The following is a 20,387-nucleotide window of genomic DNA, read 5'->3' as shown; positions in this document are numbered from 1 at the left end:
TCATCTTCGGAGATTGATATGCGTCTTGCTTCCACGAAAACTGCGGCGGCCTTGTGCGGTGGCCTGTTGCTGGCCATGAGTGTTCCGGCCAGTGCCGCAGTCGACGCCAAACTGCTCGACATGCTCAAGGCTAACGGCTCGATCACCAACGCGCAGTACAGCGAACTGCAAGCCGAGCTGGCCAGGGATCAGAAAGACCAGCAGATCGCCCGTCAGGCTCAGCAAGAGACCAACGAGCAAATCGCGGCCACCGCGAAGAAAACCGACACACTGAGCGCTTTCGACCAGAAACTGGCCTGGGCTGCCAAGACCCAGTTCAAGGGCGACGTGCGCTTCCGTCAGGAAACCGTGCACAACGATGGCGTGCCAAACAACAAGGACCAGGATCGTCAGCGCATTCGTGCCCGCCTGGGTGCCTACACCGAAATCAACCCGCAGGTCGACACCGGTATCCGTATCGCCACCGGCAACAACGACGACGCTCGATCCACCAACCAGAGCCTGGACAATTACTTCGACAAGAAGCAGATCTGGCTGGACCAGGGTTACGTCGACTACCACCCTGACGCCATCAAGAACCTGCACCTGGTTGGCGGCAAGATGCCACAACAATGGGTGAGCATGGGCGACATCATCTGGGATAGCGACATCAGCCCGGAAGGTCTGGCCGTCACCTACAAGTATCCGCTGAGCGGCAGCACCGAGCTGTTCGGTAGCGCCGGTCACTACACCCTCAAGGACAACGTCGACGGTGAAGGCGTGCAGTTCAAGCACGACCTGCGCCTGTATGCCGGCCAGTTGGGTGGCCGCTTCGCCATCACCGACAGCATGAAAATGACCTTGGGCGGCAGTCTCTACGCCTACGACAACGATGACAGCAGCGCCTGCCCTACCAGCGGCACCATCACCACGCCATGCGCACTGGCCGTCAACGGCAACAGCCCGGGCGAACAGTTCAAACTGTACGAAGGCTTTGGTCAGCTGGACTTCTCCAATCTGCCAGTACCGCTGTCGCTGTACGGTCAGTACGTCAACAACGCCGATGCCAGCAACGACCAGGACACTGGCTGGCTGGCCGGTGTCAAGACCAAGCTTTACGGCTTCGGCGTGGACTACAACTACCGCGACGTGCAGCGTAACGCTGTGGTTGGCGCCTTCACCGACTCCGACTTCGCCAACGGCTTCACCGGTTCGCGCGGCAGCAAGCTGAAAGTGAGCTACGAGCTGGACAAGAACTTCACCCTGGGCGCGACCTACTACATGGCGACCTCGGACCAGACCAACGCCAACATCAAGAAAACCGATTCGGACATCAACACCCTGCAACTGGATGCCGAAGCCAAGTTCTGATTCACCTCGCTACACGACTCAGGCAAAGATGCCTGAGCCCCTTTTACAGCCTGGCGTTGATGTGTCGGTCCCCATCATCCTCCGATGCATCAACGCCGGGCTGTTTCTATTTCTGCTAATCCAACCTGAATGTAGGAGCGAGCTCGCTCGCGAAGGTCGTCAACGATAACGCGTGCAATCTGGATAAACGCAGCGTCTTTGAGTTCTTCGCGAGCAAGCTCGCTCCTACATCCTACAACTTGCGCAGCAACACGCTACCAATCGAATAACCGGCACCGAACGAACTGAGCACGGCCAGCGAACCGGCGGCCAGATCGTCCTGGTTCTTGTGGAACGCAATCACGGAGCCGGCGGAACTGGTGTTGGCGTAGGTGTCGAGAATCACCGGCGCTTCCTGTTCGGTGGCGTCTCGACCCAGCAGTTTCTTGACGATCAGGTGGTTCATGCTGAGGTTGGCCTGGTGCAGCCAGAAGCGCTTCACGTCGCTGACGTTGAGCTGGTTCTCTTGCAGATGCTCACCGATCAGCTCGGCAACCAGCGGGCAGACTTCCTTGAACACCTTGCGGCCTTCCTGCACGAACAGTTTGTCCTTGGCGCCGATGCCCTCTTGCGCCGCGCGGTTGAGGAAGCCGAAGTTGTTGCGGATGTTGTTGGAGAACTTGGTCAGCAGTTTGGTGCTGACGATGTCGAACTGGTACTTGGAGGTCGCCAGGTCAGCACGTTCGATGATCACCGCAGTGGCAGCGTCACCGAAGATGAAGTGGCTGTCGCGGTCACGGAAGTTCAGGTGGCCGGTGCAGACTTCCGGGTTGACCATCAGGACTGCCCGGGCCTGGCCCAGTTGCACGCTGTTGGCGGCGGTCTGGATACCGAAGGTCGCCGAGGAACACGCCACGTTCATGTCGAAACCGAAACCCTGGATGCCCAGTGCTTCCTGGACTTCGATGGCAATCGCCGGGTAGGCGCGCTGCAGGTTGGAACAGGCGACGATCACGCCGTCGATATCGGCGGCGGTCTTGCCGGCGCGTTGCAAGGCTTGTTCGGCAGCGCCGATGGCCATCTGGCAAAGCACCGACCACTCGTCGTTGGAACGCTCCGGCAGGCGTGGGGCCATGCGTTGCGGGTCGAGGATGCCGTCCTTGTCCATGACAAAGCGGCTCTTGATGCCGGAGGCTTTTTCGATGAACGCTGCGCTGGACTCGGTCAATGCTTGCACTTCACCGCGCGCGATGGCATCGGCGTTGTCGGCGTTGAACTGCGCGACGTAAGTATTGAAAGACTGCACCAGCTCTTCGTTGGAAATGCTGTTGGCCGGGGTGTACAGGCCGGTGCCGCTGATGACGACGTTATGCATGGTCGTGTCTCTAATCTGTTCAGGCAGAAAGCATTGGTACCGTCGTACCAACACACAAAGGGTCTATTCCCATCCGGGGAACGCAAACCTGGCATCGCTTTATTCCGACCTGCCCGAGACCGTGAAGGCTCAAAACCGCGGGGCCGGCGTTTATAGGCGCGAAGTTTGCCATAAACGTGGGCATTTCGCCCCTTTTGCTGGATCAAACTCCTACTGATACACCACCTGACCTGTGGGAGCGGGCTTGCCCGCGATGGCGTCAGCACATCCAGCATTAATGTGACAGACATACCGCTTTCGCGGGCAAGCCCGCTCCCACAGGGTACTAACCAGCCTCGGGCCTACGGTTCGACTTGCGACCACTGCTTGTTCAGGCGCTTGTCGGAGATCGGCGCCTTGGTCCCCAGTTGCTGCGCAAACAGCGAAACCCGGTATTCCTCCAGCCACCAGCGATACAACTCCAACTGCGGATCGCGCTTGCCCTCTTGGGCGTGTTTGCTGGCGCGGGTCTGGTATTGCGTCCACAGGCCGCTCAATTCGCCGCTCCAGACCCGGTCGCGCTGCACCTGGGCAGCGATTTTTTCAAAACGCTGTTCGATCGCCTTGAGGTAACGCGGCAACTCCTTGAGCCACTGCATCGGCGTTTCCCGGACAAATCCCGGATACACCAGGTGGCTGAGTTGCTGCTTGATGTCGTTCAGGGCCACGGCCTGCGCCAGGTCGATCTTGCCCTTGAAGCGTTTTTGCAGGCCATGCCAAAGCTTGAGGATTTCCAGCGTCAGCTTCGCCACACGCTCGGCGTGCTCGGTCCAGGCGCCGCGCTTGCGCTCGGCCAGGGACGCCAGAGCGGCGCCGTCACGGGGCAGCGGGTCTTCGCCCTCAAGAATGCAACTGTCGAGGCTGGCCAGCAGAATGTCTTCCACCAGCGCATCGACGCGTCCCATGTCGCGGTAGAGCAGGCCCAATTCAGTCAGGCCCGGCAACTTGCCACGAAGGAACTTGGCAGGTTCGGCCAGTTGCTGCATCAGCAAGCGTTGCAGGGCACGGCGATGCTGGAACTCGGCCTCGGCCGGGGTCGAGAAACGCCCTTCCTTGACCGTCCCGGCCTCTTCCACCAGCGCCGGGTAGACCGTCATCGACAGCCCGGCGATCTTCTGCTGGGTTTTCTCGGCCACGGCGGCGAACACTTTCGGCTCCACCGGCTGCTGGCTCTTCGCGGTTTGCGGCACGGCCAATGCGGCCTGGCTGGCCTCGGCGAAACGTGCAGTCAGTTCGGACAGATCGCGACCTTCACCAAGGAACTTGCCCTGGGCGTCGACGATTTCCAGGTTCATCCGCAGATGGCTTTCGACCTGCTGCGCCGCCTCGGTCCAGGCTTCATCGCTGACGCGGGCACCGGTCATGCGCAGCAGCTCGCGACCCAAGGCCTGGGGCAGCGAGCCCTCGGCAAAGGTCATACGCTGCAAGGCCGCCTTGACGAAGTCCGGCACCGGTACGAAATTCTTGCGCAAGGCCTTGGGCAGGTTGCGCACCAGCGCGATGCACTTGGCTTCGATGACACCCGGCACCAGCCATTCCAGGCGTTCCGGTGGCAGCATCGGCAACAGCGGTGCCGGCACGCGCAGGGTCACGCCGTCGCGCGGGTGATTCGGCTCGAAGTGGTAGCTCAAGGCCAATTCCAGATCGCCGATGTGCAGGGTGTCCGGGTAATGCTGGGCAGTGACTTCGCTGGCTTCGCGAGCCAGCACGTCTTCTTCGCGCATGATCAGCAGCTGCGGGTCTTTCTGGCTGTTGATCCGGTACCAGCTGTCGAAGGTCGCGGTCTGGTGGATCTCCGCCGGCAGCCGCGCGTCGTAGAAGGCATACAGGGTTTCTTCGTCGGCGAGGATGTCGCGACGACGGGCCTTGGCTTCCAGTTCGTCGAGCTGTTCCAGCAACAGTTTGTTGGCCGTCAGGCACTTGGCTTTGGACTGAATCTCACCGCGCACCAGCCCTTCGCGGATGAACAGTTCGCGGGACACCACCGGGTCCACTGGGCCGTAATGCACCGGCCGGCGACCGACCACGATCAAGCCGAACAGGGTGATCTGCTCGAACGCCACGACCTGGCCGCGCTTCTTCTCCCAGTGGGGTTCGAAGTGGTTTTTCTTGATCAGGTGCCCGGCCAGCGGCTCGATCCAGTCAGCATCGATCTTCGCCACCATGCGCGCATAGAGCTTGGTGGTTTCCACCAGTTCGGCGGTCATCAGCCACTGCGGGCGCTTCTTGCCGATGCCCGACGACGGGTGAATCCAGAAGCGCCGCTGACGGGCGCCAAGATAATCGCCGTCTTCGGTTTTCTGCCCGATCTGGCTGAGCAACCCCACCAGCACCGCTTTGTGCAGTTTCGGATAGTCCGCCGGCTCTTTATTGAGGCTCAACTGCATGTCGCGGCAGATCAGGCTCAACTGGCGATGGGAGTCGCGCCACTCGCGCAAGCGCAGGTAATTGAGGAAATTCTTGCGGCACCAGTTGCGCAACGGGCTGGCGGTCAGCGCCTGGCGCTGCTCTTCGAAACCGCGCCACAGATTGACCAGCCCGGCGAAGTCCGAGTCGGCGTCTTTCCACTGGGCGTGGGCCTGATCCGCCGCTTGCTGACGCTCCGGCGGGCGCTCGCGCGGGTCCTGGATCGACATGGCGCTGGCGACGATCAGCACTTCCTGCAAGCTGCCGAGCTTGGCTGCTTCGAGCAACATGCGGCCCATGCGCGGGTCCACCGGCAGCCGCGCCAGTTGACGACCGAGTGGGGTCAACTCGCTGTTGCGGTCCACTGCCGAGAGTTCCTGCAGCAGGTTGAAACCGTCGCTGATGGCCTTGCCATCCGGCGGCTCGATGAACGGGAACGCAGTGATCTCGCCGAGGCGCAGATGCAACATCTGCAAGATGACCGCCGCAAGGTTGGTACGGAGGATTTCCGGATCGGTAAATTCCGGGCGTCCGAGGAAGTCCTCTTCGCTGTACAGGCGCACACAGATGCCCGGCTCGACCCGTCCGCAACGACCTTTACGCTGGTTGGCGCTGGCCTGGGAAACGGCTTCGATGGGCAGGCGCTGGACCTTGGCCCGGTAGCTGTAGCGACTGATACGCGCGGTGCCGCTGTCGATCACATAACGAATGCCCGGCACAGTCAGCGAGGTTTCCGCGACGTTGGTTGCCAGCACCACGCGACGCCCTGGGTGCGACTGGAAAATCCGCTGTTGCTCGGCTGGCGACAGTCGCGCGTACAACGGCAGGATTTCGGTGTGTTTCAGTTGGGCCTTGCGCAGCATGTCGGCAGCGTCACGAATCTCGCGCTCGCCGGGCAGGAACACCAGCACGTCACCAGGACTGCGCCGCTCGCTGCGTTCAAAGGCAGCGATTTCGTCGAGGGTGGCGAGGATCGCCTGATCCACCGTCAGGTCGTCCTCGACGCGGTTGCCCTCTTCGTCCTGCTCAAGCGTCAGCGGGCGATACCAGGTGTCCACCGGGTAGGTGCGGCCGGACACCTCGACAATCGGCGCATCATCGAAGTGCTTGGAGAAACGCTCCAGGTCGATGGTCGCCGAAGTGATGATGACCTTCAGGTCGGGACGACGCGGCAGCAGGGTTTTCAGGTAGCCGAGCAGGAAGTCGATGTTGAGGCTGCGTTCGTGGGCTTCGTCGACGATGATCGTGTCGTAGCGTTCCAGATAGCGGTCGTTCTGGGTTTCCGCCAGCAGAATGCCGTCGGTCATCAGCTTGATCAGGGTGCTGGAATCGCTCTGATCCTCGAAGCGCACCTGATAGCCGACCAACGCGCCCAGCGGCGTGCCGAGTTCTTCGGCGACCCGGCTGGCGACGCTGCGCGCCGCGATCCGGCGCGGCTGGGTGTGGCCGATCAGGCCATGCTGGCCGCGACCGATTTCCAGGCAGATCTTCGGCAACTGGGTGGTTTTACCCGAGCCCGTTTCGCCAGCGATGATCAGCACCTGGTGCTTTTCCAGTGCCTTCTTGATTTCGTCGCGCTTGGCGGCGATCGGCAAACTGTCGTCGTAACGAATCACCGGCAGGCTGGCCTTGCGCGCCAGCACCTGATCGCAGGACGCCTGCATCCGCGTCACCCACTGGCCCAGCCTGGCCTCGTCGGGTTTCTTGCGCAGCTCAAGCAACTGCCGCCGCAGCCGGTGGCGGTCGGCGAGCATGGCGTGATCGAGGTTTTTCAGCAGTTTGTCGATGGAGGGCGATTCGTCGGTCATCGGGTACGCAATTCAGTCGTCTAGTGGCGCAAGGGTGCGGATTGTCGCAGATTTAGCAACCTCTGTGGCGAGGGGGCTTGCCCCCGCTCGGCTGCGAAGCAGTCGTGAAATCAGACAACATGATTTATCTGAAGAACTTGGTTGAATGGTTTCGGGGCCGCTTCGCAGCCCAACGGGGCGGTGCGGCGTTCCGACAAGCCCCCTCGCCACAGAATGCCGACTCGACGACGCTACTCGTTGTCCAAGCCTTTACGCCGATAGGGGAATACATCGATCACCTTCCCCGCCCGAATCGCCTCCTGCAGGCTCTTCCAGTAATCGGCGTTGTACAACTCGCCATGCAACTGATCGAACAACTTGCGCTGCCCGAAGTCGGCAAACAGGAACGGCGGAAACTCCTCCGGGAACACATCCAGCGGCCCGATCGAATACCAGGGTTCGGAAGCCATTTCGTCTTCCGGGGTGCGGGGTTGCGGAATGTGCCGGAAGTTGGCCTCGGTGAGGAAGCAGATCTCGTCGTAGTCGTAGAACACCACCCGGCCGTGACGCGTCACCCCGAAGTTCTTCAGCAGCATGTCGCCGGGAAAGATGTTGGCCGCGGCCAGTTGCTTGATCGCCAGCCCGTAGTCTTCCAGGGCTTCGCGCACCTGCGCCTCGTTGGCGTTTTCCAGGTACAGGTTCAGCGGGGTCATGCGGCGCTCGGTCCAGCAGTGGCGGATCAGCACCGTATCGTCTTCCACCGACACTGTGGACGGCGCGACTTCCAGCAGTTCTTCAAGGCACGCCGGATCGAACTTGCTCAGCGGAAAACGGAAGTCAGCGAACTCCTGGGTATCGGCCATGCGACCGACGCGGTCGACGCTTTTCACCAGCCGGTACTTCTCGATCACTGTCGCGCGGTCGACGTTTTTCGACGGCGAGAAACGGTCCTTGATGATTTTGAACACGGTGTTGAAACCCGGCAGGGTGAACACGCTCATGACCATGCCGCGCACGCCGGGGGCCATGATGAACTGGTCATCGGTGTTGGCCAGGTGATTGATCAGCGCCCGGTAGAACTCCGACTTGCCATGCTTGTAGAAGCCAATCGAGGTGTACAGCTCGGCAATATGCTTGCCCGGCAGGATACGCCGCAGGAAGCCGATAAACTCCGCCGGCACCGGCACATCCACCATGAAATACGAGCGAGTGAACGAGAAAATGATCGACACGTCCGCCTCATCGGTGATCAGCGCATCGATCTGGATACCGCGACCCTCGAGGTGCAGCAATGGAATCGCCAGCGGCCATTGCTCGTCGGCGGTGTAGATGCGCCCCACCAGGTACGCACCTTTATTACGGTACAGCACCGAGGAAAACAGCTCGACGCTCAGCTCCGGGTCTTTGCACACCCAATCCGGCAGGTTCTCGCGCAACTGCGCTTCGAGACGCTTCAGGTCACCGGACAGGTCGGCGTAATCCTCGCTGAAGCGGTAGTCTGCGAAGATGCTGGCGAGCATCGCCGACAATTGGCCTTGCGGCTTGTAGGTGCGGGTTTGCGCGGCCCGGGCACGGCGCAGGCTCGGTCGGGTGGTGTGGATGAACATGCAGCCGTCGCTGATCAGGTCATGGCTGAACAGCCCGCAGAAGATCGAGTTGTACCAGGTCTCGGACAGTTCATCGTCGAAGCGCAGGTCGATCAGGCTGATGTAGGCGCTTTTGACCAGCGGCCAGCAGCTGACGTCCAGGGTGTCGGCGTCAAACGCGGTGCGCAGTCGCTCCACCGTTTCACCGACCTTGTCTTCATACAGATTGATCCGTGCCGCCGACGCCGTCTGCGTTTCCTGCCACCTGGCCTGTTCGAAGCGAGCCCTGGCGCCGTCGGTGATCTGCCGGAAATGCTCGCGGTAATCGTCAAAGCCATCGAGGATCAAGCGGGCGATGTCGGCGGCTGGCCATTGCTGCGGCATGGTGAGACCTCTGCGGGAATTCGAGAGGCTTGAGCTTAGCCAGTGAACCGGGTGCAGGAGAAGCGTAATTTTCCAGCTGAATTAAATGCCCGGTTTTCGGTTGCCATCGATCACACACTCAGCAACACTTTCGCCCCTCCCCCAAGGAAGGACCTCGCTGTGAACCCCGTCGATATTTTCCGTTTACTGTCCCTGGCGGCCATTTGGGGTGCGAGCTTTCTGTTCATGCGCATCATCGCCCCGGTGATCGGCAGCATTCCGACCGCTTTTTTCCGTGTATCGATAGCCGCTGCCGGACTGCTGGTGATTCTCGGGCTGATGCGCATCAGTTGGGATTTCAAAGGCAAACTCAAGACCGTGATGCTGCTCGGGGTGATCAACTCCGGGATTCCGGCGACGCTCTATTCGGTGGCCGCGCAAGTGCTTCCAGCCGGTTACTCGTCGATTTTCAATGCCACGACCCCCTTGATGGGCGTGCTGATCGGCGGCCTGTTTTTCCATGAAAGGCTCACGGGCGCCAAACTCGGCGGCGTGTGCCTGGGGCTGTTCGGCGTGGGCGTGCTGACCCGTGCCGGTCCGGTGGCGTTCGATATGGAGCTGCTGATGGGTGCCGTCGCCTGCCTGCTCGCGACCACTTGCTACGGATTTGCGGGATTTCTGGCCCGCCGCTGGCTCGATCAGGCTGGTGGTCTCGACAGTCGCCTGTCGGCAGTGGGCAGCATGCTCGGCGCGACGTTGTTCCTGCTGCCGCTGTTCGGCTACAGCGCGATCAGCCAACCACCCGCGAGCTGGGGCGGCTGGAGTGTCTGGCTCTCGTTGCTGGGGTTGGGTCTGGGATGCACGGCGTTTGCGTACATTATTTACTTCCGGCTCCTGAGCTCGATTGGTCCGGTGAAATCGATGACTACGACCTTTTTGATCCCGCTGTTCGGCGTGCTGTGGGGGGCGCTGTTTCTCGATGAGCCACTGTCGATGGCACATATATATGGTGGGTTGTTGATTGCGCTGGCGTTGTGGTTGGTGTTGAAGCCGGCTGCTGTGAAACCGGGATTGCTGGCTGACCGGTAGAGTTGTTGTGTTTCAAATGACGCCATCGCGGGCTTGCCCGCGAAGGCGGCTGATCAGACGCCAAAAATCACAAAGACCCGGAGCATTGCTCCAGGCCTTATCGGGTTTCCTCGCAATTACGCGGTCTTACGGAAGACGAATACCAGACCGACGATGATCAACAGCATGCCGAACAGGCTCAACATCGCCAGGCGATTGCCGAAGATCAGATAGTCCATCACCGCCGTGACCGCCGGTACCAGGTAAAACAGGCTGGTGACATTCACCAGATTGCCCCGGGCGATCAAGCGGTAGAGCAACAGCGTCGCCAGCACCGACACCACCAGCCCCATCCATAGCACCGGCAGGATGAATCCACTGCTGTGTTCGAAGTGAAACGGCTGGAAGGGTACAAACATCCCGCACAACAGCAGCCCGGCCAGATACTGCACCGGCAGTGTGCCGAGGGGATTGTCAGTGATGCGTTTCTGCATGATTGAACCGAAAGTCATGCTCGCCAGCGCCAGCAGACCGAAAAGCATCCCGGCCAGCGACATCCCGGCCAGCCCGATGCCCTGATAGACCACCATGACCAACCCAGTCAGCCCCAAGGCCAGACCGAACATCCGGCTCAAGGAACGCTGACGCTCCATCAGCACCACGGTGAGGATCGGCTGCACACCCATGATGGTCGCCATCACCCCAGGCGTGACTTTAAGGTCCAGGGCCAGCAGATAGAAAATCTGATAAGCCCCCAACAACACCACGCCGGTCGCCATCGCATACAGCATCGGTTTGCCGCCCTTGGGCAACTTCAGCTTGAGCAACGGCACCAGCAACACCAGGCCGCAAAGCGCGATGACGAAACGGAACATCAGAAAGGCAAAGGGCGACGCATGGGCCAGCCCCCATTTGGAGAAAATCGCCCCGCTGCTCCACAGCAGAACGAACAGGCTCGTGGACGCCGCCGCGAGCGCGGACTTTTTCGAAAGGACAAACATGAATACCACCTGTAGTCAGGCAAAAAGCCAACTCAGCCGAAGCTGAAATTCAGTCGTTTTTTTCAGGCAGGCAGGGGGAACGGCAGAAAGCAGCCGATCAGCCCGAAATGCCAACGCCTGGCGGTGAGACCACCGCACACACTGGCGTGTGACTGACAGGATGGGGGTAATGACTGATCTGCCCAGGCTGCTGATTCCCGCACGGCACGACGCCAGCGTTGACCGCTGAATCGACTACCGCGTTGATGTGGGATGCAGGCATTGGGCTGATCTTTTTCAGGAGCAGGAAAAGCAAGTCATGGACCTGCCGAGGGCTGACTATAACCAGCGCTGCACAAGTATTGCAATGGATTACTGCGTGTCACGGTTTGTAGTGCCGTCAAGTAAAACTTTCAAGGAATCGATGTCGCAATCTGTGTTTTAATTGAAAAACAAATCAAAACACACTTGACAACATACAATACGCAAAATTAAAAATCAGAATTAACATTTTGCGACAAGGAAGGTATCCAGTGGCAAACCCCGATCTTCTTGGTCTCGATGCCCCAGTGGTATGGGATACGCAGCTGGCCTTTGTCCATCTGAACCAACTCAAACAAGCTGATACCAAGCGCACCGCCGAACGACGCTTGCATGAGCTTGCACTCCTGCCCGATACACTCAATGCGCAAAACCTGAGCGACGAATCCGGACGCAGTCCGACACCCTCGGTTCTGGACTGGGAGATTGAAAAGGCCCGGATCAAACGCAAGCTGGTGCTGTATGCCCAATTGCATCGCACCACTGACGGAACGGAGGTCCTGCACGCGAACGACGCCCGCGGTGCGCGCTACTGGTTGCCACTCGGTAACGAACCGGTTGACGTTCGCGAACCGCGCTGAAACTGCCCTCCCGCAAATACACCGTGATGTCGCGAAAGAGGCGCTCAACCATGTTCATCCACGAGCTGGAGGTCGGGGTGAAATGCATGTGGAAACGTTTGTACTTCTCAAGCCAAGCCTTCACTTTCGGGGGTTTGTGCGTGGTGTAATTGCCCACGATCAGATGAAGCTGGAGGTGTTTGGGAGTTTCCCTGTTGATTTTCTCAGGAATGCCAGCCACTCCTGATGGCGGTGCTGATGCTCGATGCTACTGATCAGCTTGCCCTGGAGATAATCCAGCGCTGCGAACAGCGTCACCGTGCCGTGGCGAGTGTAATCATTGGTTTTGCTTGGATATGACCGATACCCAATGGCAGCCCGGGTTGTGTGCGCTCCAAGGCTTGAACCTGACTCTTTTCGTAGCAGCAGAGCACCAACACCTTGTCTGGCGGAGCCAGATACAGCCCGATGACACCCCAGAATTTTTCCTCGAACTCCGGGTCGTTCGACACCTTGAAGGTACGTGTCAGATTAGGCTTCAAGCCATTGGCAGGCCATAGTTTATGGACGGTAGTCGCCGATATTCCGGCCGCACGGGCCATGCTTCGGCAGCTCCAGCGGGGCTCGCCAATACGGGGCTTGGTGACCTGTTCGAGGACGCGACGGATCGTGTCGGCAGGAAGGGACGATTTGCGCCTGCGGCCAGGCCTGTCGAGCAGGCCTTCGAGTCGCAGTGCCTGAAAACGCTGGCACCAATCGGTAAACGTGGGGCGGGAAAACCCAGTCAATCGTGCGATTTCCTCTCGGGTTACCCCTTGCGCCGCCAGCAAGATGATTCGGGCTCGACGACCATCCCATTTGCTGATGGTGGCAGAGCGTACGCGACGGTTCAGTTCGGCTGACTCTTCGGGGCTAAGCGTAATATTCAGAGCGCTCACCAAGGATTCTCCGAGGCAGGAATGACACCTGGAGTGTAGCAAAAATGCTGGATAGCTTATTTCGAAAACAGCACACTAGGCTCTTCGCTACGGATCCGGCAGAGTGAGTAAGGCGAGCAATCTTCTCCCCGTTGATCAATCTTTCGTAAGCGGCGTCAGCTTCGCACCTCGGAAAACTGGGGGCTTTTACCTGCAATCAATTGAACGAATTCTGTCATCGACAGGGCGCCATTAATGGTCCACGGGGTGTCGCTCGGGCTACCTGAGAGGCTGCCGGGCAAGAGCGCGATGCTATCAGAATGGCACCATTCGCTTCAAAGACGCCGAAAAGTGGACCGACGAAAAACAATTAATCCTACCTATCGCGCGATGTAAAGCGCTGATAAAACCGGTAAACTCGTATCCTTTGCTATCACGCTGGAGCTAGCTCCGCGAGTACTGAAAGGGCTATCAATGTTGTGCTTAATCGATCTCTCCAAGCCATGATGGGAGCAACCGAAAGGGTCCAAGGTTCCGCCGCTAGCGTAGCTATTTTGCTCTGTACGTACAACGGTGGGCGTTTTTTGGCCGAGCAGCTCGAGTCCATTGCAGCTCAACGCTATGGGCACTGGACCGTCTACGCTTCGGATGATGGCTCTACCGACGCAACGCTCGAAATTCTATCTCGGTATCGGGCTTCTTGGGGGGAAGATCGGTTGGTGATCTCTCGAGGACCTGAGTCGGGGTTTTCGAACAACTTCCTGTCAGTCTTGGGGCGAGCGTGTGGTCAGCATGAGTACTACGCGTACTGTGACCAGGACGATCTCTGGCATCCTGAAAAGCTTGAGCGAGCGCTTGATTGGTTAGGCCGTCAATCGACTGGCGTCCCTTCGCTCTACCGCGGCAGAACACAGTTGGTGAGCGAAAGTGGTGAGCTGATCGGTTTTTCACCTCTTTTCAAGAAACCACCTTCGTTTGAAAATGCGCTCATGCAGAATCTGGCTGGCGGCAATACGATGGTCATCAACCTGGCCGCCTGTAAAATTTTGCAAAAGACACCTGACGACGCACCGTTGGTTGCCACGACTGGTGGACGTACTTACTGATAACCGGTTGTGGGGGATCGATCTATTATGATGCTCTTCCTACACTTGATTATCGACAACATAGCCAGAGTGCCAATACCACATTCGTAAGCCGTCTAGAGTGGCTCAGGCGAATGTTTTGAGGTACTTCCGCGCAGTGGAATATTAAAAATATTACCGTGTTAACTATGACGCACCTCAGTTGACGAAATCAAATGCCATGCCGCTGCAAAGCCTCTCTAAGGCGCGCAGTGCTCGGCTCATTGGAAAAGTAAAGATTATGCTGGCCAGGAAGATTTATCGGCAGACGTTATTGGGTAATCTTGGTCTTGTCTTGGCTGTGATAACCAATAGGATTTAGGAATGGTCATTTTCATTAAGGCGATTGGCCAGGGAAGGGAAGCACTGCGTGTATTTTATCATGTAGGTGTCGTCCAGCCATGGAGTATGTGGGCATGAGCGAGGGTCTTGGAGTGTTGGTTCGGTTCACACTGGGTAGCCCAAAAGCTGCCGGTTTTCTATTAAACAAGGTTAACTCATGATTTTTACCTGTTTGGCCATTCCTGATGTTGTGCTTATCGAACCAAAAGTGTTTGCGGATGAACGCGGTTTTTTCTTCGAGAGTTTTAATCAGAACCTGTTTGAGAAAGCCATCGGTCGGCCTGTAAATTTTGTACAGGATAATCACTCAAAGTCTGCAAAAGGTGTCTTGCGCGGATTGCATTACCAGCACGCACCTCATGCACAAGGGAAGTTAGTAAGGGCGACAGCTGGGCATATTTATGATGTAGCTGTTGATATTCGCCGATCATCTCCAACTTTTGGTCAATGGGTTGGGGAACATCTGACGTCAGACAATAAAAAGCAGCTTTGGATTCCTGAAGGTTTTGCCCATGGCTTCATAACGCTGTCCGACAGTGCAGAAGTGCTGTACAAAACAACAGATTATTATGCACCCCATTGCGACGCAGCGTTGCGTTGGGATGACGCTGATTTAAATATTGATTGGCCTTTTGTTGGGGATGTTACGTTATCTAATAAAGACGCTGGAGCAATGTCCTTCGCCGAGGCGCTGGTATTTTAATGAGTGCCTGTATAAGTACAGATAGTAAATAATGTGGAAATGAACGACCGCTAGCGGCCTATACGGGTAGTTCATTAATCTAAATCACCCAGAAACAGGCGACCACATAGTTTAAATAGATAAATTAATTAAACAAACAGACCGCTAGGTAGGTGGGTGTATTTTGCGAGGCGTGATAGACTCGCGTTTAGCATAAGAAAAATTCAGTGTATATGCTAAATTTGGCCTGATTTGGAAGTGGTCTTCGCCAGGTTTTTTTATTTGATAGGAGTATGGTTTTATGCTTGCAATTGTTAAGACGGTTTCAACTCATAGGCAGCTAATCTATGGGATGATTCGGAGAGAGGTCCAAGTTAAGTATAAGGATTCATTGGTTGGCCTGGGGTGGGCGTTCTTTACACCACTTTTTATGCTGTGCGTATATACATTTGTTTTTTCAGAAGTTTTTAAGTCTCGTTGGAATAATGTGGTGCCTGATAGTAAGGCGGATTTCGCCATTATGCTATTTGCTGGCCTGATGGTCTATACGTTTTTTGCAGAGTGCCTGCTCAAAGGGCCGCAAATTATTACGTCCAATACGAATTATGTGAAAAAAATAGTATTCCCGCTAGAGGTATTGCCATTTATTGCTATAGGGGTATCGCTGTTTCAATTGGCGATTAGTTGTGGAGTCTTGTTGGTTGCGCAACTAGTAGTGAAGGGAACTTTGCCTATAACAGCGCTGCTGTTTCCAGTTGTGTTAGTGCCATTGATATTTTCTACGGCCGGTATTCTATGGATTTTGTCCGCGGCCGGCGTTTATTTAAGAGATATCGGTCAGATCATGACGGTATTGACCAGCGTGCTGATGTTCTTGAGTCCGATTTTTTATCCCGTCAATGCGCTGCCTGAAGAATTTCAAACATGGTTGCGCTTGAACCCGTTGACTAACATAATCGAACAGTCGAGATTGGTTCTTGTTGAGGGGTACTCTATAGACTGGTTGCAGTATTCGATGTCATTGGTGCCGAGCTTGATTGTTTTTGCGGCAGGCTATTTCTTATTTCAAAAAGCACGAAAAGGTTTTGCTGATGTCCTCTGAACTGCAAGTGGCTACTATCGTGCCGTCCATCATAGTTGATAATGTTTCGAAAAATTATCATGTCTATGCTAAGCCTGAGGATCGGCTAAAGCAGTATATCTACACTAGGCTTAATGGAAAGAAAAAAACATTTTATCGCGATTTCTGGGCGTTGAACCCTCTGAGCTTTGAAGTTAATAGAGGGGATTCGGTTGGGATCATTGGTCGGAATGGGTCTGGCAAATCAACATTGCTTCAGATGATTTGCGGCACTCTGACACCCACCTCCGGAAGCATTACTAGAAATGGAAGAATTGCGGCTCTGCTAGAATTGGGGGCGGGCTTTAACCCCGATTTTACCGGAAGAGAAAACATTTATTTAAATGGTTCGATTTTGGGGTTAAGCAAAAAAGAGATTGATAGCAAACTTGCTGATATAATTGACTTTTCTGAAATCGAAGCTTATATCGACCAGCAAGTAAAAACTTACTCAAGTGGTATGTTTATTCGTCTTGCTTTCTCTGTGGCCATTCATAGCTCCCCTGAGATTCTTATCATTGATGAGGCTCTGGCTGTCGGGGATGTTTTTTTTCAGCAGAAGTGTTTTGAAAGACTCAAACAGCTCAAGGCGTCGGGCATCACGTTATTGTTTGTTTCACATGACGTTACTTCAGTAAAGCTATTGTGTGATAAGGCTGTTTTGCTGCACAAGGGAGAACTGATTAAAATCGGAGATCCTAAAGCGGTGGTTAACGAATATATTAAGATAAACTCTCATAGTGAAAGCGAGACCGCTGTTGTAGAGGAGGTGATGATACAGCAAAGCGAGGCTAACGATGCGCTGGAATCGGAGTTGGAAAAAGCATCGTTAGAGGAGGATTTAGAGTACCGTTATGGTACGAAGGATGCGACTATTGCTGATTTTGGATTGTATAAAGCCGATGGGAATAAGATTGACGGTGTTATACAGAATGACGAAAGTGTTGAAATTAGGCTGCGGATCGAGTTCCTAAAGGATATATTGAATCCTGTCTCGGGATTTTACATAAAGGACCGGCGGGGTATCGAGCTGTATAGCGGCAATACTCATTATTTGAATACTCCTATCGGCCCCCAGTCCAAAGGGGCGGTTATAAGCATATCGTTCAGGCAGATACTAAGCTTGGCGCCAGGAGAGTATTCGTTATCGTTAGGGTTGTCTGATTTTATTGATGGGGTCAGTACGCCGCTTGATCGCAGGTACGAAGCTGCCAAGCTGACGATATTGGCAGATAAGACAGTGATCGGGCTGGTTGACTTAAACTCTAAAGTAGATTTTGAGTATCTAACTAAATGAAAATTGCACAGGTCGGCACATTTGATTTGGATAACCTGGGTGACCTATTGTTTCCTTGGGTTACGGGAAAGTTGATTCATCTTGTTTGTGGCTCGAGAGCGGCTGTGGATGTTTGCTTCTATAGCCCAACTTGCCCTGTGGCATATTTGTATCCGGATCAGGTGCCTTATGCACCTATTTCGCAGTTGGATGATGATGATGCCGTTGCACCATTCGATTTTATTTTAATTGGTGGCGGTGATTTAATTCGTAATGATGATTATTCTCTGTATCAAACATATGGGGAAGACTCACCTGAATTGACATTTACGCAAATTTTGTCTCCTACCGAAACGAACAGTCGTCGCCTGGCGTTACTGGCGGTAGGGCTGCCCTACGATGTCGATGATGTACTTTCGGTATTCTTGAAGAATAGTTTTTCAAGAGTGGCATCTGCGGCCATCAGAGATGTAAGGAGCGCTAAACTCTTAGAAGAGCATGCGGGTGTTAATTATACTATTGTACCCGACTTTGTGCATTCCTTGCCGTATGTGATAAATAAGACAGCATGCGACTCCATAGTGGCTGATGTGCTCGGTGGATATGATTCTGGGTATCTGTGCTTTCAGGGGAATGTTGATATATGTGCCTCAGTTGAAGATACTGCTAAAGTATTAAAAGAGATTGAGAAGGCGCTTGATAAGCCATTTGTTTTGATAGAGATTGGCGGGTGTCTTGGTGATACTGAGTACCTTCGAGAGCTTGCGGCGGTCACAGGTTACGCGTTTGTAAGTAGGGCCACCTATCCAGGTATTACACTCGAGCAGAAGATATCGGTGCTTGCATGTAGCTCTGGTTTTATTGGATCTAGTTTACATGGAAATATTATTTCCAATGCGTACGGGATAAATAATATTTCCTACGTTGGTAAGTACTCTAATAAGATAAGGGAGTACTTTTCAGCTGAAGGTCATGGTGTGCTGTTTGAAGATTTTTCAGTGCTTCAAGCTCAGACTCATACGGTTATTGATGCTCTGGTAAAGGACGCTTCAGATAAGACCGTATTGACCGAGCTAAAGCATAAGAAGATCATGTTGTTTTTGGAAGAGCTTTTACAAAGCAAGGGCAAAAATCCATCTTCGTTTTCCGTAGAGATTGATCGCCTTTACAAAGCAGCTCATGGTAAATCTTGCGTTCGCGAATCGATTGTTCGTGATCAGCTGGCCAGTCAAGAGGCTCAGCTTCGAGCCGAGAAAACTAATGCGGCTGAGCAGATTAATTATAGAGATCTGTTAGTTAAAGATTTAGAAGCGTTATTGGTCGCTGAAAAGAAAAATGCGATTGAGCAGATTGATTATAGAGATCTGTTAGTTAAAGACTTAGAAGCGTTATTGGTCGCTGAAAAGAAAAATGCGATTGAGCAGATTGATTATAGAGATCTGTTAGTTAAAGCTTCAGAAGCGTTATTGGTCGCTGAAAAGAAAAATGCGATTGAGCAGATTGATTATAGAGATCTGTTAGTTAAAGCTTCAGAAGCGTTATTGGTCGCTGAAAAGAAAAATGCGATTGAGCAGATTGATTATAGAGATCTGTTAGTTAAAGATTTAGAAACGTTATTGGTCGTTGAAAAGAAAAATGCGATTGAGCAGATTGATTATAGAGACCTGTTAGTTAAAGATTTAGAAGCGTTATTGGTCGCTGAAAAGAAAAATGCGATTGAGCAGATTGATTATAGAGATCTGTTAGTTAAAGATTTAGAAGCGTTATTGGTCGCTGAAAAGAGAAATGCGGCTGAGCAGATTGATTATAGAGATCTGTCAGTTAAAGATTTAGAAGTGTTATTGGTCGCTGAAAAGAAAAATGCGATTGAGCAGATTGATTATAGAGATCTGTTAGTTAAAGCTTCAGAAGCGTTATTGGTCGCTGAAAAGAAAAATGCGATTGAGCAGATTGATTATAGAGATCTGTTAGTTAAAGATTTAGAAGCGTTATTGGTCGCTGAAAAGAACAACTCAGTCTCCCAGATATCATATCGTGATGAGTTGATAAAGACGCTGGAAGAAAAGTTATTGGTGTCTGAGCTGGCTGAAAAAAATAGTGTTTGATAGCAATGATAATTATGGGCATGGAAAAGCATGTTATGAGTGATATTAAGGCTACAGTGATAATACCGACTAAGAATCCCGGCGGGGTTTTTAGACCCGTCCTTGAATCTGTATTGAGTCAGTTGACTGATTGGCCATTCGAAGTGGTGGTCATAGATTCCGGATCCAAGGATGGGACGGTGGAGTTTGTCAAGAGCAAGGTAAATGTGAAGTTAATCGAAATCCCGGCTCATGAGTTTGGTCATGGTCGCTCTAGAAATTTTGCCATTGCTAACTCGGTTGGCGAGTATGCCGCTGTCATCACTCATGATGCACAGCCTGTAAATAATCACTGGCTACAGCGCTTGGTTGATATTGCAGAGTCCGATGCCAGAATTGCAGGGGTCTTTGGTAAACATATTGCTTATCCGCAGGCCTCTGTTTTTACTGCTAGGGAGTTAGAGTTGCACTTTACTGGGTTCAATGAAGCGCCCATTGTGCATCTGGAAGATCCCAAGCGCTATGCTGAAGATGTGGGCTATAGGCAGTTCTTACACTTCTTCTCAGATAACAATGCGTTGTTGCGTCGTTCAGTATGGCAAACGATTCCATACCCCGATGTCGATTTTGCGGAAGACCAGTCTTGGGCGAAATCTATAATAGAGGCCGGATACTATAAAGCTTATTCTGAGGACGGGGCGGTGTACCACTCGCATGACTATACTCTTTTTGAACGATTGCAAAGAAGCTTCGACGAGAGTTATGCATTCAAGCGTTTTTTTGGGTACATCTTGTGTCCGGACTTTAGTTCGATGTTTAAGTCATTTATGGCGTTGAGCCGAAGAGATGTTAAGTATGCTAGAAGTATTGGGATGTTGAGGCAGGCCCCGCTTCAAGTCGTGCACGCAGTTATCGATAATTTGATGCGCCTTTTAGGGCACTATTTGGGTAGCCGCGGAGAAAAAATACCAAAGCTTGTAAGAAAACAAATCTCTAGAGACAAAAAGCTGTTTGCGCAGTAAGGGGAT

Annotated in this window: 13 protein-coding genes and 1 pseudogene; 9 read left to right on the top strand and 5 right to left on the bottom strand. The window is 54.0% G+C overall.

The genetic code is table 11. The annotated features are described in order from the left end of the window. Positions 1–18 precede the first annotated feature (18 nt). Positions 19–1,350, top strand: coding sequence for a putative porin (locus AC3IX1_RS07425; protein WP_489387692.1), 1,332 nt, complete (start codon positions 19–21; stop codon positions 1,348–1,350). A 232-nt stretch (positions 1,351–1,582) separates the two neighbouring features. Here the strand turns inward: AC3IX1_RS07425 and AC3IX1_RS07420 are convergent, their stop codons facing one another. The 3 genes from AC3IX1_RS07420 to aceK form a co-directional block, all read right to left on the bottom strand. Continuing rightward, a complete protein-coding gene (locus tag AC3IX1_RS07420) occupies positions 1,583–2,704 on the bottom strand; it encodes a beta-ketoacyl-ACP synthase III (RefSeq protein WP_489387691.1) in 1,122 nt (373 codons plus the stop codon). A 341-nt stretch (positions 2,705–3,045) separates the two neighbouring features. Continuing rightward, on the bottom strand, positions 3,046–6,957 hold the full coding sequence (hrpA, locus tag AC3IX1_RS07415) for an ATP-dependent RNA helicase HrpA (protein WP_489387690.1): 3,912 nt from the start codon (positions 6,955–6,957) through the stop codon (positions 3,046–3,048). Positions 6,958–7,187: 230 nt separating this feature from the next. Then, positions 7,188–8,906: a bifunctional isocitrate dehydrogenase kinase/phosphatase gene (gene aceK / locus AC3IX1_RS07410; protein WP_489387689.1), complete on the bottom strand. Its 1,719-nt coding sequence runs from the start codon at positions 8,904–8,906 to the stop codon at positions 7,188–7,190. 159 nt (positions 8,907–9,065) lie between these two features. Between aceK and AC3IX1_RS07405 the strand changes: the two genes are divergently transcribed. Beyond that, positions 9,066–9,974 carry a DMT family transporter gene (locus AC3IX1_RS07405; RefSeq protein ID WP_489387688.1) on the top strand — a complete coding sequence of 303 codons (909 nt, stop codon included), beginning with the start codon at positions 9,066–9,068 and terminating at the stop codon, positions 9,972–9,974. A gap of 116 nt (positions 9,975–10,090) precedes the next feature. Here AC3IX1_RS07405 and AC3IX1_RS07400 read toward each other — a convergent pair whose 3' ends face one another. After that, entirely contained in the window at positions 10,091–10,954 is an 864-nt protein-coding gene (locus AC3IX1_RS07400; RefSeq protein WP_489387687.1) for a DMT family transporter, read from the bottom strand. A gap of 512 nt (positions 10,955–11,466) precedes the next feature. Here AC3IX1_RS07400 and AC3IX1_RS07395 point away from each other — a divergent pair. After that, positions 11,467–11,835: a hypothetical protein gene (locus AC3IX1_RS07395; RefSeq protein ID WP_489388804.1), complete on the top strand. Its 369-nt coding sequence runs from the start codon at positions 11,467–11,469 to the stop codon at positions 11,833–11,835. On the opposite strand, the pseudogene AC3IX1_RS07390 reads toward AC3IX1_RS07395, so the two are convergent. Further along, positions 11,819–12,752 (bottom strand): annotated as a pseudogene (locus AC3IX1_RS07390) (IS630 family transposase); the annotation flags it as partial. The gene AC3IX1_RS07395 and the pseudogene AC3IX1_RS07390 overlap by 17 nt on opposite strands. A 563-nt stretch (positions 12,753–13,315) precedes the next feature. Here AC3IX1_RS07390 and AC3IX1_RS07385 point away from each other — a divergent pair. The 6 genes from AC3IX1_RS07385 (at position 13,316) to AC3IX1_RS07360 (ending at position 20,381) form a co-directional block, all read left to right on the top strand. Continuing rightward, positions 13,316–13,837 carry a glycosyltransferase gene (locus AC3IX1_RS07385; protein ID WP_489387686.1) on the top strand — a complete coding sequence of 174 codons (522 nt, stop codon included), beginning with the start codon at positions 13,316–13,318 and terminating at the stop codon, positions 13,835–13,837. Positions 13,838–14,354: 517 nt separating this feature from the next. Continuing rightward, positions 14,355–14,900 carry a dTDP-4-dehydrorhamnose 3,5-epimerase gene (rfbC, locus tag AC3IX1_RS07380; protein WP_489387685.1) on the top strand — a complete coding sequence of 182 codons (546 nt, stop codon included), beginning with the start codon at positions 14,355–14,357 and terminating at the stop codon, positions 14,898–14,900. A gap of 280 nt (positions 14,901–15,180) precedes the next feature. Further along, positions 15,181–15,981 carry an ABC transporter permease gene (locus AC3IX1_RS07375; RefSeq protein ID WP_489387684.1) on the top strand — a complete coding sequence of 267 codons (801 nt, stop codon included), beginning with the start codon at positions 15,181–15,183 and terminating at the stop codon, positions 15,979–15,981. Beyond that, entirely contained in the window at positions 15,971–17,296 is a 1,326-nt protein-coding gene (locus tag AC3IX1_RS07370) for an ABC transporter ATP-binding protein (RefSeq protein ID WP_489387683.1), read from the top strand. The genes AC3IX1_RS07375 and AC3IX1_RS07370 overlap by 11 nt, the downstream gene beginning before the upstream one ends. Next, positions 17,293–19,380 (top strand): polysaccharide pyruvyl transferase family protein, encoded by a 2,088-nt coding sequence (locus tag AC3IX1_RS07365; protein WP_489387682.1) that lies wholly within the window; start codon positions 17,293–17,295, stop codon positions 19,378–19,380. Before AC3IX1_RS07370 ends, AC3IX1_RS07365 begins: the two co-directional genes overlap by 4 nt. Before the next feature lie 35 nt (positions 19,381–19,415). After that, positions 19,416–20,381 carry a glycosyltransferase family 2 protein gene (locus tag AC3IX1_RS07360; protein ID WP_489387681.1) on the top strand — a complete coding sequence of 322 codons (966 nt, stop codon included), beginning with the start codon at positions 19,416–19,418 and terminating at the stop codon, positions 20,379–20,381. Positions 20,382–20,387: the final 6 nt, after the last annotated feature.

The organism is Pseudomonas sp. KH_046_2, from assembly GCF_057838985.1.
This window is presented reverse-complemented; position numbering and strand designations above follow the sequence as displayed.